This is a genomic window from Fructilactobacillus frigidiflavus, assembly GCF_044054575.1.
In the GTDB taxonomy this organism is placed as follows: Bacteria; Bacillota; Bacilli; order Lactobacillales; family Lactobacillaceae; genus Fructilactobacillus; species Fructilactobacillus frigidiflavus.
In genome coordinates this window covers 1002472-1017539 of sequence record NZ_CP168716.1, presented here as the reverse complement: position 1 = coordinate 1017539, position 15068 = coordinate 1002472, and the positions used below count along the sequence as shown (strand labels likewise).

Sequence of the window (15068 nt, the reverse complement as noted above, 5' to 3'; positions counted from 1 at the left end):
CTCGCAAATTTGCGAACTTTCTTTGAATTTTTTTACATCATTCCAGGCATTCCTTGTGGCATTGCAGGAGCAGCAGGACCTTCTTCTGGTTTGTCAGCAACAACTGCTTCAGTTGTTAATAACAATGATGAAACTGATGCCGCATTTTGAAGAGCTGAACGACTAACTTTGGTTGGATCAACCACTCCAGCAGCAATCATATCTTCGTATTTGTCATCAGCAGCATTGTAACCAATTCCTGGTTTTTCTTGTTTCAAATGATCAACGACTACGGCACCATCAACTCCAGCATTTGCAGCAATTTGTTTTACGGGAGCTTCTAGGGCGCGACTAACAATTTCAACTCCGGTCTTTTCATCACCAGTAGCTTCAATTGCATCAACGTCTTTAAGGATGTTGATAAAGGCGGTACCACCACCAGGAACAAAGCCTTCTTCAACCGCAGCACGAGTAGCATTTAAAGCATCTTCAATCCGGTACTTACGTTCTTTAAGTTCCGTTTCAGTTGCAGCACCAACTTTGATAACCGCAACTCCACCAGCTAATTTAGCAAGCCGTTCTTGAAGTTTTTCCCGATCAAATTGTGAAGTTGTCGCAGCCAATTGCGTTTTAATTTCGTTAACTCGTTTAGCAATGGCTTCCTTGCTTCCTTTACCTTCAACAATCGTAGTCTTGTCTTTAGTAACGTTAACCTTATTAGCTTGACCTAATTGTTCAAGCTTCGTGTCTTTTAATTCAAGCCCTAAGTCGTCAGTAATTACCGTAGCACCAGTTAAAACAGCGATATCTTGTAATTGAGCTTTCCGACGATCACCAAAACCAGGTGCTTTAACAGCAACCACGTTGAAAGTTCCTCTCATCTTGTTCAAGACAAGTGTAGGAAGTACTTCACCACCAATGTCATCCGCAATGATTAACAATGAACGACCTTGTTGGACAACTGCTTGAAGAAGTTCCATGATATCTTGCATGTTGTTAATCTTCTTGTCAGTTACCAAAATGTAAGGATTATCAAGATCTGCTTCCATCTTTTCTTGATCAGTCACCATGTATTGAGACATGTAACCACGATCAAATTCCATTCCTTCAACGACGTCGAGGCTAGTTTCAACACCTTTGGAATCTTCAATTGTAATAACACCGTCGTTACCAACTTTTTCCATAGCGTCAGCAATTAACTTACCAACTTTTTCGCTAGCTGATGAAATCGAAGCGATTTGCGCAATATCTTCTTTATTTTCGACTTTGTGGCTCATCTTGTGAAGACCTGCAACCGCAGCGGCCGTTGCTTTTTCAATTCCACGACGAACGCCAACTGGATTGGCACCAGCAGTAACGTTCTTCATTCCTTCTTTAACAATTGCTTGAGTCAAAACGGTGGCAGTAGTAGTCCCGTCACCCGCAACATCATTCGTTTTTGATGCTACTTCAGCAACTAACTTAGCACCCATGTTTTGGAAATGATCTGGCAAGGAAATTGCACGAGCAATGGTTACCCCATCATTAGTAATCGTTGGGTTACCAGCAGTTTCTTCCAAAACGACATTCCGGCCTTTAGGACCCATTGTAGTTTTTACTGTATCTGCTAATTTATCAACACCCTTAAGCATTTCACTGCGGGCGTCATCAGAAAATTTAATCTCTTTAGCCATTTTAATTACCTCTTATTTCTAGTGTAGTTCTGTATTTTATCTAATAATTGCGAGTAAGTCATTTTCGTGCATTACTAAATATGAATTTTCATCATATTCAATCTTAGTACCGGCATATTTATCAAACATAACGGTATCTCCCTCTTTAACCACAGGAGCCACTTTTTCACCATTATCTAAAATTCGACCAGTACCGACTGCAACAACTTTACCTTCTGTTGGTTTTTGTTTGGCATTTTCAGCTAAAACAATGCCACCAATATTCTTTTCTGCTTGAGCTTTAATCTCAATAATTACGCGATCACCAATTGGTTGTAACATATCTAAAACCTCCAAAATTTCATTTTTAGCACTCATAAATAAAGAGTGCTAACTTCACTTACTAATATAATACATCTAGATCTAAATGACAAAATAAATGCTTTGAAAATCAAAAAAAGCTCGTCCAAAAATGACGAGCCTTTTAGTGAATCCTTTAATCTTTAATTTCGTTTACATCTAAACCAAGGGCCTGTGCAACTCTAGTCCCATATTCTGGATCAGCTTGGTAAAATTGTTTGGTTTCTAAAACTTTAATTTCATGGCTCTCAATGGAACCAAGCCCTTTTTTAATTGTAGCAATCAAACGAGCTTGTTCGTCCTTGCTAAACAACCGGTATAAGTCCCCCGCTTGGGTATAAAAATCTTGATCATAAGGTTTAAATGCCCCAGTTTCTCCATGAAGTTGGTCTGGATGAACCGCTGCATTAGGATCTTCAACGGGACCACCTTTACTGTTAGGCTCATAGTTAACGCCATTTCCCTGATGATCGGCCATGAAACCGTCGCGTTCATAAGTGTGAACTTCATTTTTCGGACGATTAACTTCAATTTGCTCGAAGTTAGCCCCTAGTCGATATCGTTGCGCATCTTTGTAACCAAATAGTCTTCCTTGAAGTAATTTATCTGGTGAAGCTTCAATTCCAGGAACTAAATTAGCGGGCGAAAAAGCAATTTCTTCTACTTCATCAAAATAATTAGTGGGATTTTCATTCAAAGTAAATTCACCCACCTCTTGAAGGGGATAATCGTGATGAGAAACTACTTTGGTAACGTCAAAAATATCAGCATGATAATCAAGTCCAACTTGATAAGGGATGATTTGTACATAGACTTTCCAACTGGGATAATTTTTTTGGTCAATGGCGTCATATAAATCATGCAATAAGTAATCGGTATCTTCTGAAGCTGCTTTGGCTGCAACTTCATCCGTCATATTTTTAACCCCTTGTTGGCTAATAAAATGATATTTAACCCAGACAGCTTCTCCTTTTTGGTTAACCCATTTGTAAGTATGGCTCCCATATCCGTTCATATTGCGATAGCTAGCGGGATTTCCCCGATCACCCATTAAGTAAGTAACTTGATGAACGGATTCTGGGGAGTGTGACCAAAAATCCCATTGCATTTCGTTATCCCGTAAATGAGTTTGGGGATCTCGCTTTTGTGAATGAATAAAATCAGGGAACTTGAGTGGATCATTAATGAAGAAGACGGGCGTATTATTACCCACGATGTCGTAATTTCCAGCTTTAGTATAAAATTTAAGCGCATATCCGCGAACATCACGAATTGTATCAGGATATCCAGCTTCACCAGCTACTTGAGAAAACCGGATTGCCATTGGAGTTTCTTTACCAACGCCATTAAATAAATCCGCTTTGGTATATTCACTCATATCATGAGTCAGTTTAAAAACACCCTTAGCACCTGCCCCTTTGGCATGCACAACTCGTTCTGGAATTCGTTCCCGGTTAAAATGGGCTAATTTTTCTAAAAGTTGATAATCTTGGAGTAAAACGGGTCCACGAACTCCGGCCGTTTGTGAATGTTCATTGTTGGCCCAAGGTTGACCAGCCTTAGTCGTTAATTTTTTCGTCATAATTGTTTACGCTTTCTGTTAATAATTTAAATTGTGCACAATTTACACCTTTATTACATAACTAATTTGAGTTGTTGTCAATATAATTGCTTATTAAAAATTAGATTTTAAAATTGTTATATACAAAAAAGCTCCAAAATTAAAGAAAAATTCTTTAATTCTGAAACTTTTTAAAATAAATTTTAATTTTCTAAATCAACCTTAGGTGCTTGACTAGCCGTTGGGGCACTTTGGAAGAATGGTTTCGTTTTCATACCGGCATTGTTAGCGACAATGCTACTTGGGAAGGAAACCACTTTGCGGTTATATGCTTGCACTGAGTCGTTATAATCACGACGAGTTTGGCTAATCCGGTTTTCTGAGCCTTCAATTTGTGTCATCAAATCATTAACGTTTGCTGAACTTGCTAATTGAGGATAGTTTTCGTGAACCGCATTAATCAAAATTTGCGTTTGTTTGTTCAAATTATCAGCTTGTTTTACTTTGTCAGTTGGGGTACTAGCATTATCATATTGCTTTCTCGCATCCGCAATCTTACCAAAGATTTTTTGTTCATTTTTCATGTTCCCTTTAACGGCCCCTACTAATTGTGGCGTTAGATCAGCCCGACGTTGTAGTTGTACCTCAACGTTACTCGACTGTTGGTCAACGTTTTGTTGCGAAACGCGTAAGCTGTTTTGAGCCATAATGTACCAACCGCCGATTGAAATTACCAAAAAGGCGATTACTCCTACGATACTTAAAGTTATTTTTGTATTTTTAGTCATATTCTTTTCCTTTATCTATACTGTGATTAAAAATTAAAACCGCCACCATCATCGTCGCCAGAACCACCAAAACCACTGCCAAAGTCAGATGCATCAAAACCTGAATCGCCACCCATTGGCGGAAAGTTATCATCATGCCAATCAGAATTATGATTCATAAGACCAAAAGCCGCTAATAAAAGGGCTGTATTTACTAATCCATTGGTGACCATGCGTTTCTTTTGTGTATCTGATAAATTATTAATGTATTGGTCAGGATGCTGAATTCCAGCTGCTCTCATTTTAGCACGTAAACTAGGATCGTGATCCACTTGATAATGCAAAGTAGCATCGGCAAGCATAATTTCTAATGCTTTTTTCAAACTAGTTTGAAATGTACTCGTCGTACTAGGTAAGCCAAACCAAGTTAATTGGGCAATCTGTCTGACCGTCTCATGGACAAATTGATTTAAATCTCCCGGGAAATGATGTTGTACGGCATAATTACGGGCTGCGTCAGCAACTACCTGTAAGTTAGCTGCTTGGCGTTGCTGTAATTGCGTTTGATAATTAGCCAGGCTTTGACTAGAAATTAAGTGTTGCTGGTAAAGCGGATTCCCTTTTTCCAGTTCTAGTTTAGGATTTTGCGCTAAACTAATGGGCTGCTTTAAATGAAGCGAATTTAACAAGTACCACCATTCGGGATTACTTAATTTATTTACGTTAAAGCCTTGATTATGCTGCAACTCATCGGTCACAAATTGATTTAACTGATTTAATAAAACTTCATCCTTTAATCCTGTTTTAGCAAAGCGTCGTTGTGCTAACGTGTGCTGATCACGATTCCGGAGTTTAGGAAACACCAATTTCACCATGGCAAAGCCAAGTAAACCAAATAAAATGATTAAAAACAAACTAAAGGCCACGCTACCTTGATTCCGTTGTAAGACGGCGGCGACACTATTATCTTTAATTCCTGGAGTCGCCGGTTGTGAATTATTCACATTGCTAGGCTTGCTAATTTCACTTTGATGCGCATGTAGATACTGGTAAATCTGATTAGTTAATTCACTAACTCCCGCATTATAATTGCGTTGCTGAAAGGCTTGTTTAATTGGGGAATTAACCAAACTCGATTTAGCCCCATCAGGTAACGCTGCTTCTAACCCAGTTCCGACTTCTAAACGATTAACTTGATCTTTGATATCAATCACTAACAAAATGCCGTTATTCCAACCCTGCCGGCCAATGCCTAATTTTTTCATTTGGTCATGGGCATAGTCTTCAATGCTAGCTTCGTTTTTCGGTAAACCATTCAGCGTAATCACCGCTAACTGCGGATGCCCTTTAATCTCTTTTAAATTATTATGATTTAGCTGATCAACTTGATTAATCGTCGTTTTATCCAAAACTTGTGCATTATCTTTTACCCAAGCAGATTCATGAATGCCATCAGCCTTGACCGTTTGCCATCCCGTTAAAAAGCCGAAAAAAGCGAATAAAAAAAGAAGCGCGATAAAATATTTTTTTAGTGTAACCCGCAAATAAATTACCCCCACTCTTTTATTTTTCTTCGTTTCCTTTTTTATCATAGTGATCAATGAAGTAAATCAAGGTTTGAAGTTCATTAGTTAGGTCAACATTATGCACACGGATGCTATCTGGGACGTTTAAGCGAATCGAGGTAAAGTTCAAGATTCCATTTACCCCTGCTTTAGCAACTTGATTAGCAACTTCTTGCGCTACATTCGATGGAACTGTCAAAATTACGACACTAATCTGTTGTTCCTTTAGCTGGTTGACCATTTGATCCATGGGATAAATGGGAACTCCACCTTGAATGGTGTTAATGTTCTTGGGATTCGTATCAAACGCAGCGGAAATCCGAATGTTACTATCTTGATGGAAATTAAAGTTTAATAAGGCATGTCCTAAATTTCCGACCCCAATTAAAGCAACGTTGGTTAAACGATCTTGGTGTAAAATGTTTTTGAAAAATTCAATTAAATTATCAACATCATACCCGTAACCACGTTTCCCTAAGGCACCAAAGTATGAAAAATCACGTCGGATGGTGGCAGAATCAACGTGAATTGCTTCTGCTAATTCATTGGATGAGACTCGATCTTTGCCCCCATCATGCAAAATGTTTAAATAACGATAATAAAGCGGTAACCGTTTTGCGGTTGCGCGTGGAATTTTGGTTTCTACCATTTCATGTGTGCTCCTTCAATTAAACTATCTTTTATACTATTAAGTTTACCATAAAGTATTAGTTTGTGAAATTTTAACTTTTTAATTTCACAAGCGAAATTGCTTTCTATGTTAAACTTATTAATAGAAGGAAGGCGATTTTGTGATTATTTTACAAGCTAATAATCTAACTAAACGATTTAACGGTGAACCGATCTTTACTGATCTTAGCCTAACGATTAATTCGAATAGCAAGATTGGTTTAGTGGGCCAAAACGGGGCCGGTAAATCAACCCTTTTAAAAATGTTAGTGGGCGAAACTTCACCTAGCGAAGGGACCATTACGACCAAGAAAAATTTAACGATTGGTTATCTTCCCCAAAATACGGGGTTACATTCTGATCGAACCATCATTGCGGAAATGCGACTTGCCTTTTCTGCAATTATTAATGAAGAAGCACAACTTCACAAACTAGAAGCCCAAATTAGTGATCCAAAAATTAATCAGGACCCAACTAAATTAGCTGAAGTCTCAAAAACTTACGATCAATTACAAGCTGATTTCACCTTGAAAAATGGTTATGGTTATCGGGCCGAAATTAGAACGGTCTTAGCAGGATTTGGTTTTTACGAAGCTGATTACGAACGGAACATCAGTGAATTATCAGGTGGCCAACAAACTCGGCTAGCGCTAGCTAAATTATTACTAGAAAAACCAGATTTGCTTGCCCTTGATGAACCAACGAACCACATTGATATGGAAACCACCGCTTGGCTCGAAAATTATTTACAATCTTATAACGGTGCGCTTTTAGTCATTTCACATGATCGATATTTTATGGATAAAGTCGTCAATGAAATCTATAACCTAGATCATGGGGTCATGGATTACTATAAGGGTAATTACACGACCTATGTCGCTGAAAAAGTTCATCGCCAAGCAATTGCCGAAAAGAATTACGAAAAACAGCAACGTAAAATCAAAAAAGAAGAAGAGTTCGTGCAAAAAAACATTGCCCGTGCTTCTACTACAAAACGAGCCCAAGCCCGGCAAAAGCAACTTGATAAGATGAACGTAATTAATAAACCAAAAGCCACCCATGGAACGGCCCACTTTCGCTTCACTCCCGAACGTAAAAGTGGAAATGTCGTTTTAGATGTGGATGATTTAGGCGTCGGCTATGATAATGTGGAATTAAGTTATCCGATTAACTTACATTTAAAAAATCATCAACGGATGGCGATTTTTGGTCCCAATGGAATTGGTAAATCAACCTTTTTGAAAACTATTTTAGGCAAGTTACCTAAAATTCGTGGGACCTTTCAATTTGGAACGGGTGTGAGCGTTGGTTACTACGATCAACAACAAGAAAGTTTACATCCCGAAAAAGACGTCTTACATGAATTGTGGGACGATTACCCTACTGTGCCAGAAGGAGAAATCCGATCCATTTTAGGAAGTTTCTTATTTGGTGGTGAAAGTGTCGAGAAAAGCGTTGCTAACCTTTCTGGTGGGGAACGGGCTCGGTTACTTTTAACCAAACTATCCATGAATCGGGATAACTTTTTAGTGCTTGATGAACCGACCAATCACTTAGATATCGATAGTATCGATGTTTTAGAAAAAGCGCTCTTAAATTTTGCTGGAACCATTTTATTCATTTCGCATGACCGGTATTTCATAAACAGGTTAGCAACCGATATTATGGAAATGAGTGCGGATGGTTCAAAAATTTACATGGGTAATTATGATTACTATGCCGCTAAAAAAGCCGAAGAAGCGGAAATTGCCAATCATGAAGCGGAAACGCAGCCCGAAGTTACCAAAGCTGAACCTGTTTCTGATACCAAACAACGTTATCAAGCTAATAAAGCTGCCCAACGCGAAAAACGAAAGTTAACGCGTTTAATCGATGAGTTAGAACAGCAACTCACAGAAATTGACACGCAAAAAAGTGACATTGAACAAGCGATGACCCTACCCGAAAATTATAATGACAACGAAAAAAGTCAAAAGTTACAAGCTCAACTCGATGAAATTAATCAAAAACAAGTTGAAACTGAAACCGAATGGGAAAATGCCAGCTTAAAGTTAGAAGAATATTAAAAAATAAAGAATCCCTTGCCGGATTCTTTATTTTTTATGGTTAATTTTATATGTACCAAGTAACACAATTCCAATTGTAAAGAACATGATTACCGACGCAACCGTACTGGAAAGCAAAAGACTAATTAATATTAAAATGCCACCAAAGAAAAATGTTTTTCCGAAAAATCGTTTTGTTTGGTTCCAATCAGCTTCATTTCCCCGATAAAAAGGATGCGTTTGCTTTTCAAATTGATACGAAACGGTTGGAAGATAGTTGCCAATTAAGAGGAAAACAATCCCCACGATTAACATTGCGATTTCAGTTACATTTACCGCAAAGCCAAGATTGTAATAAATAATTAATCCCGTCGTTAAAATACTAATTACGGGCACCAAAAATAATAAATTAGTAAATTTAAGACTGGATTTAGGAGTTCTTTTAATTGCATAGATGGTTAATCCAATCACCAATAATTCTAATAGAATAAAGAAAAGTGGCATGCCAATCACAGCCATTTCTTTATTTAAATAACCGTTGGCTGCTCCTTTCAAATTAAAGTGAGTGGCCATTTTATTTGGTAGTTTATGATAATCCGCTAATCCCATCAACAGTGGGATGAGACTTAACAAAATAGTAACAATTGATGTTTGCTTAATTTTTTTCATTTTCTTGTCCCCTTTTAAGTGCTACTAAAATCCTTAATCAAAATAAAAAAGCAGTCAGATGTCAATCATCCAACTGCAATTTATTATTGATCTTCGTCTGCTTGCCATTCAAATTCCAAACCAGGGTCTGCATTTAAAGTCATATCTGCTTGAGCACCATGGCGTTGAAGCATTTCAGCAGCAGCCCCAATCATGGCGGCATTATCACCACAAAGTTTTAGCGGTGCTTTGACAAAATCAATCTTTCGTTTACTTAATTCATGATCTAATTTTTCCCGTAAGCCACGGTTAGCGGCTACCCCACCTGCTAAAATAAATTCTTTGGCAGGATATTTATCCAAGGCACGCATCGCCTTCGCCACTAAAACATCCGTAACGGCATTTTGAAAACTCGTGGCTAAATCAGCATGATCTAAGGTTTCTCCCACTTGATCAGCATGATGAACAGTATTAATAAAAGCGCTCTTTAAACCACTAAAACTAAAATCAAAGTTATCGTCTTTCATCATGGCCCGAGGAAAATCAAAGGTGTCCTTCCCTTCGTGTGCCAATTTATCAACGGTTGGACCAGCTGGATAATTAATTCCCATTACGCGACCAATTTTATCGTAAGTTTCTCCTGCTGCATCATCACGGGTTTCTCCGATAATTTTGAATTGACCCTCCTCTGGCATCCACACTAATTCAGTATGGCCTCCAGAAACGGCTAAAGCTAAGGCTGGAAATTCAATTGGGTGTTCAAAATTAGTGGCATAAATGTGTCCGGCAATATGATTGACCGGAATCAAAGGTAAATGATGGGCCCAAGCAACCACTTTCGCCGCAGTAATTCCGACCAATAATGAGCCGACTAATCCAGGACCATATGTAATTGCTACTCCCGTTAAATCAGCATAAGTAACATGAGCTGATGCAAGGGCTTTGTTGATACAAATCGTAATTTGTTCAATGTGATGACGACTAGCCACTTCAGGAACGACGCCTCCAAAGCGTTGATGGCTCTTGATTTGGGTCGCCACAACATTAGTCAAGATTTCCGTTCCATTTTTAATTACAGCTACACTAGTTTCATCACAACTAGTTTCAAATGCTAAAATCAAACTCGTTTGGTTAACTTTATCCATTTTCTTTATTTCACCACGTTTATCTTCCAAAGTTTTTTGAACCAATGTAATTCGTTTTATCTAAATGTAATTGTAAACAAACCGCTTCGCTACCATCTTTATAAAAATCAGGTTTAATGCCTGCTTGTACAAACCCTAAGTCTTTAAATAAATCTTGGGTTTTAATGTTTTGCACGCGACAAGTTACATCAATTTGTTTCAAACCCATTTGACGAGCCCGTTGCACAACCGTGGTCACTAAGAAATACCCTAATCCTTGTCCTTGAAGCTGAGGATCAATGGCTAAGTTTTCGATATGGGCACACTTTTCGTCACGACAAACGGCAATACAAATAAATCCCACTAGTTCATCGTTTTTTCGAAGAATTAAATAAAATGAGTTCTTACTATTTTTTAATTCATCTAAAAAACGGGCCTTACTCCACTTCATTTCACTACCATAGGCATCCTGATCAAGCTTCAGAATTTCAGGAACATCCGTCATCATTCCCTTACCTAAGAAATATTTAATATCACTAATGGTAACCGTTTGATTTTTGAATTCCAATGCTTGGTTAATCTTTTGTTCTTTGCGATTCTGTTTATATTTTAAATAGAGTTGCTTACACTTGTTCAACATAAGATTCGTGACCTTCTCCTGGGTGTAATTTTTGCCAATCAGCTTCCGCCTGCGTTAACCGAAGATATTTCGGCACAATCCGATCAATTTCAGCCACTGGGGCTTGTTGTTCGCCATAAATGCCTAATTTAGCTGCTTGCGGCAAATTATCAATTCCGGCCATAGTTTTAAACCGACTACCAAAAACAGTTTGGAGCCGTTCTGCATATTTGTCAACATCTTCACCGAGAAAAATGATGGGTTCGTCAAATTGATTAACTTGTTGGACAAAATCTTCAAAGGCCACGTGTTGATCAGGAAGCACTTCAACCGGTCCGTTAACTGACGTTCGATAAAGTCCCGTAAATAAAATATCATTGCGGGCATCAAATAAAGGCATCACTAATTGTTCATTTGTTTGGACATTTAAAGCCAAGGTTAACAGACTAGAAACTGTTACTAATTCTATTTGCAACGTATCAGCAAGGACTTTACCAATCGTCACAGCTACTCGTAGACCCGTATATGATCCTGGACCATCCGCAATCACGATTCGATCTAAGTCTTCGGGTTGCAATTTAGCCAATTTCATTAATTTTTCCACAATCTGCATCGCATAAGCGGCATGTTTCCGCTGGGTAGTTATTGTGGTCGTTGCTAAAACTTTTTCATCATCTAAGACCGCAATTGAAAGCGGACGATTAGAGGTGTCAATTGCTAATACTTTCATTATTTCACTCTCTTAGTTTATTTTTTTCCAAGTAATTTCCGCCATGGAACGCGCTTCCCCATTCACCATAATTTGGTGAACGGTTTTGGCACCATCCTCAATCACATTAACTCCACTGGTTACATGATCTCCATAACGGACTTCATCTTCAAACTTAATGCTAAATCCCGTAGGAAGGCGTTGTTTTTGAAAATCAAATGATAAGGTATCACTCATCCAATTAATGTATCTCGTATTACTAACATGGCCATTAAAGTCAATATCATTAAAAGTAACGGGAAATTGCATCGTTTCAGCACTTGCAGCATCGTATTTAGCTAGTTTATGCAGACGTTCGAGTCGTTTAACTTTTTCACTTCCATAAGGAGCCACCGCTGCTTCTGGAATTCGCACCATTTTACGCGTAGTGAGATTCATCATGACCCACAAACTCTTGACTTCGACTAAAACGTTGCCGTCGCGGTCGCGAACCCAAAACCGACGATTAGCAAAACTTTTCGTATAACTAGTTCCTTGGGTCTGCAGCTGAACGGTTTGCCCTGCTTTAGGTAGTTGTTTAATGTCAACGTCATATTGAATCACAACCCACGTCACTCCATCTGCTTGTACTTTCTCAGTTCCTAAATTAATTAGGCGGGATTGGTCTTCAGAGGCTTGAATAATGACATCCAACAAATATTGTAACGTAATTGTGCCATGAATATTAGTTTCAAAATTCGCAATCGTATACTCTTCGGTGAAAATGTCTGCTGTCATTGGATTCCCTCCTCCCTAAATTTGATGAAATTGATTATAAACGTCTTGACGAACTAAGTGGTTCAACTTGGCCACTTTTTTGATAGCGGCATTGGTTTTTTCTCCTGCATCAATCAGGCGTTGTACTTGGGCTTCAATGCTTAACTGCAAGCTTTCATCTTCTGCAGCATCTGGATTTAGTTGACCATCGGGATTGCCGGCAATCATAATCACAAATTCACCCCGAATTTGGTTCGTTTGGGACCACTCCATTAAATCATCCAGATTCCCCCGAATGTATTCTTCATATCGTTTAGTAATTTCCCGTGCTAACACCGCTTTCCGATTTCCCAATACTTTTTGTAAGTTTGCTAGGGTTTTCTTCAATCGATGCGGAGCTTCATAAAAAATCAAAGTTGGCTTTTCTTGGGATAATTGTTCTAGTTCTGCCACTTGTTCCTTCGGTTTTCGATTTAAAAAGCCATAAAATAAAAACGGTTGGGGACTTAAGCCAGATGCAATCAATCCCGTCATTCCAGCACTTGCTCCTGGAATACTAACCACTGGGATATTTGCTTCAATACAGCGTTCTACTAGTTCATGACCGGGATCACTAATCGAAGGCATTCCGGCATCACTAACCTGCGCAATGTTTAATCCCGCTTGCATTTTACTAAGTAACTCTGGAATTCGAGCTTCAGTATTGTGTTCATGAAAACTAATTTGTTTGGTTTTAATTTCAAAATGGTTTAATAATTTTTGGGTATTCCGGGTATCTTCGGCCGCAATTAAATCGACTTCTTGCAATAAATTAACGGCTCGAAAGGTCATATCTTCCAAATTACCAATGGGAGTTGGGATGAGATATAACTTTCCGGTATCACGTTTTTCAAAACTCATTTGAGTTTGTAAAGTCATTTTACTTACCTTTCTCCATAGATAATTTGGGTACAAAAAATACAACTTTCGTGTTGTAATCGGCGTTTACCATAAGATTCATTACAAACATGAAAACCTTGGTTATACAATTTTTCTAGCAGTTTCTTTGATTTAGAAAGTCCTTGTACCCCTTCATTAGGCTTACCAGAATTATCTAATAAATTTCTGAGGTGTTCATTTTCAATCTTTAATTCTGAATTTTCTTCTAAAACGGCATTAATTTGCTCGCGTAATACGTCAATTTTAGTAACCATTTGCTTAAATTGAAGGGATAATTTATCCATTCCATCATTCATTTTATCAATATCCAATTTGGTTACCCTCTCATTTGATTCAAACAATCTAACGTAATAACTTCCAAAATGTTTTGAAAACTCACGTTAATTTTTTGTTTTTTGGCACTTTCAAGTATGTTATTAATAATACTGATTAATTGATGATCTGACAATTGGTTTGCCACCTGTTCAATGACCGCATAAATGTTGCCAAACGCCAATTGATCAGCTGGCATCCGCTTAAATTTAACGTTAAAAACATCCCGAAAAATTAAACACATCATCTCAATTGTCACTTTTTGATCTTGTCGGTCACGAATCAAAGACAAGAAATTGGTCTGAATTAACGGAAATGCTTGGTCATCATTTGTGGCTAACAACTTAAACCAGGTCTCAACTTGTTGTTTCATCGAATTTAACCAATTATCTTCACACAAACGATCAATCATGGTGGTATCACTGGTTAATTTTAAAACTAAGTTCATGGCTGTCGGTGTCAGTTGCTTACTCTCAGCATATTTTATCAATAGTTTTGGATTAATTTTCGGAAATTCAACTAGTTGAGTCCGCGACTGAATCGTGGGTAAAATTTTATGGTAATCATCCGTTAAAAGAAAGGAATTCACGTTTCCAACGGGTTCTTCAATGAATTTCAGTAAGCTATTGGCAGCTCCATTGGTCATTAAGTCAGCCCCGTTAATAATGAAAATCTTTTGGTTACCTTCCACCGCACTCTTCGAAAACTCTTGTTTTAAAGTTCGAATTTGATGAACCTTAATACTTTGCCCCTCTGGTTCAACTAACATGACGTCCGGATGTTCATTTTCCGCAATGCGCACACATTCATTACAAACCCCACAAGGCATGCCATCGGCCTGAATATTTTTACAAAATAAACGCATGGCAACTACCTTAGCTAAAGGTAATTTACCCAGTCCATTTGCTCCCGCAAATAAATAGGCGTGACTTAGGTCCTGATCATGGACAACTTGCATAAAATGTTGCGTTAATTGCGGTTGCGTGGCTTCGGCCTGTTTAATTAAAGCGGTGGCTTTCGTTTCAGCTTCCATTAGAAACGATAAAAGTTATCCATCGGAAGAACCATGACCGTTGCTCCCCCAACTTGAACTTCAACTGGATAAGACGTATCGCTGATACTGCCGGCCAAATTAATTGGAGGAGTCACATATTGATCACGCGCTTGACAAGATTCTTTGATGATATCAAGCACCGTTTGCACATTGTCTTCTTCAGTTCCAATCATAAAAGTGGTGTTTTTGGCTTTCAAAAAGCCACCTTTCGTTGGTAATTGCGTTGACGTAATTTTTTTATCATTTAAAGCTGCTTGTAAAGTTGAAGCATCTTTTTCTTGAATAATAGCAAGGACTAATTTCATCATT

The 15068-nt window shown here is 38.2% G+C and carries 16 protein-coding genes; 1 reads left to right on the top strand and 15 read right to left on the bottom strand.

Annotated elements, in window-relative coordinates:
* Positions 1-32: 32 nt before the first annotated feature.
* The 6 genes from groL to ACEPSS_RS05090 form a co-directional block, all read right to left on the bottom strand.
* On the bottom strand, positions 33-1652 hold the full coding sequence (gene groL / locus ACEPSS_RS05115; RefSeq protein ID WP_395317989.1) for a chaperonin GroEL: 1620 nt from the start codon (positions 1650-1652) through the stop codon (positions 33-35).
* A gap of 36 nt (positions 1653-1688) precedes the next feature.
* The gene (gene groES / locus ACEPSS_RS05110; protein WP_395317987.1) at positions 1689-1973 is read right to left on the bottom strand and encodes a co-chaperone GroES; all 285 of its coding nucleotides are present in this window, start codon (positions 1971-1973) and stop codon (positions 1689-1691) included.
* Between the two features lie 154 nt (positions 1974-2127).
* Positions 2128-3573, bottom strand: coding sequence for a catalase (locus ACEPSS_RS05105; protein ID WP_395317985.1), 1446 nt, complete (start codon positions 3571-3573; stop codon positions 2128-2130).
* Positions 3574-3755: 182 nt separating this feature from the next.
* Positions 3756-4340, bottom strand: a complete 585-nt coding sequence (locus tag ACEPSS_RS05100) for a LemA family protein (RefSeq protein ID WP_395317984.1) — start codon at positions 4338-4340, stop codon at positions 3756-3758.
* 26 nt (positions 4341-4366) lie between these two features.
* Positions 4367-5863, bottom strand: coding sequence for a TPM domain-containing protein (locus tag ACEPSS_RS05095; protein WP_395317982.1), 1497 nt, complete (start codon positions 5861-5863; stop codon positions 4367-4369).
* A gap of 19 nt (positions 5864-5882) precedes the next feature.
* Positions 5883-6533, bottom strand: a complete 651-nt coding sequence (locus ACEPSS_RS05090) for a redox-sensing transcriptional repressor Rex (RefSeq protein WP_395317980.1) — start codon at positions 6531-6533, stop codon at positions 5883-5885.
* A gap of 142 nt (positions 6534-6675) precedes the next feature.
* On the opposite strand from ACEPSS_RS05090, the gene ACEPSS_RS05085 reads away from it, so the two are divergent.
* Entirely contained in the window at positions 6676-8619 is a 1944-nt protein-coding gene (locus ACEPSS_RS05085) for an ABC-F family ATP-binding cassette domain-containing protein (RefSeq protein ID WP_395317978.1), read from the top strand.
* Between the two features lie 27 nt (positions 8620-8646).
* On the opposite strand, the gene ACEPSS_RS05080 is transcribed toward ACEPSS_RS05085, so the two are convergent.
* The 9 genes from ACEPSS_RS05080 to ACEPSS_RS05040 form a co-directional block, all read right to left on the bottom strand.
* Positions 8647-9267 (bottom strand): DUF1648 domain-containing protein, encoded by a 621-nt coding sequence (locus tag ACEPSS_RS05080; RefSeq protein ID WP_395317976.1) that lies wholly within the window; start codon positions 9265-9267, stop codon positions 8647-8649.
* 83 nt (positions 9268-9350) lie between these two features.
* Positions 9351-10391, bottom strand: coding sequence for a tRNA (adenosine(37)-N6)-threonylcarbamoyltransferase complex transferase subunit TsaD (tsaD, locus tag ACEPSS_RS05075; protein ID WP_395317974.1), 1041 nt, complete (start codon positions 10389-10391; stop codon positions 9351-9353).
* Positions 10392-10410: 19 nt separating this feature from the next.
* The gene (locus ACEPSS_RS05070) at positions 10411-11010 is read right to left on the bottom strand and encodes a GNAT family N-acetyltransferase (RefSeq protein ID WP_395317972.1); all 600 of its coding nucleotides are present in this window, start codon (positions 11008-11010) and stop codon (positions 10411-10413) included.
* Positions 10994-11719, bottom strand: a complete 726-nt coding sequence (tsaB, locus tag ACEPSS_RS05065) for a tRNA (adenosine(37)-N6)-threonylcarbamoyltransferase complex dimerization subunit type 1 TsaB (protein WP_395317970.1) — start codon at positions 11717-11719, stop codon at positions 10994-10996. Before tsaB ends, ACEPSS_RS05070 begins: the two co-directional genes overlap by 17 nt.
* A 12-nt stretch (positions 11720-11731) precedes the next feature.
* On the bottom strand, positions 11732-12475 hold the full coding sequence (locus tag ACEPSS_RS05060) for an acyl-[acyl-carrier-protein] thioesterase (protein ID WP_395317968.1): 744 nt from the start codon (positions 12473-12475) through the stop codon (positions 11732-11734).
* A 15-nt stretch (positions 12476-12490) separates the two neighbouring features.
* Positions 12491-13372, bottom strand: coding sequence for a 16S rRNA (cytidine(1402)-2'-O)-methyltransferase (rsmI, locus tag ACEPSS_RS05055; protein ID WP_395317966.1), 882 nt, complete (start codon positions 13370-13372; stop codon positions 12491-12493).
* A 5-nt stretch (positions 13373-13377) separates the two neighbouring features.
* Entirely contained in the window at positions 13378-13704 is a 327-nt protein-coding gene (locus ACEPSS_RS05050; protein WP_395317964.1) for a DNA replication initiation control protein YabA, read from the bottom strand.
* Between the two features lie 5 nt (positions 13705-13709).
* Positions 13710-14738, bottom strand: coding sequence for a DNA polymerase III subunit delta' (holB, locus tag ACEPSS_RS05045; RefSeq protein WP_395317962.1), 1029 nt, complete (start codon positions 14736-14738; stop codon positions 13710-13712).
* Positions 14738-15064 carry a cyclic-di-AMP receptor gene (locus tag ACEPSS_RS05040; protein WP_395320498.1) on the bottom strand — a complete coding sequence of 109 codons (327 nt, stop codon included), beginning with the start codon at positions 15062-15064 and terminating at the stop codon, positions 14738-14740. The genes holB and ACEPSS_RS05040 overlap by 1 nt, the downstream gene beginning before the upstream one ends.
* Between the last annotated feature and the right edge of the window lie 4 nt (positions 15065-15068).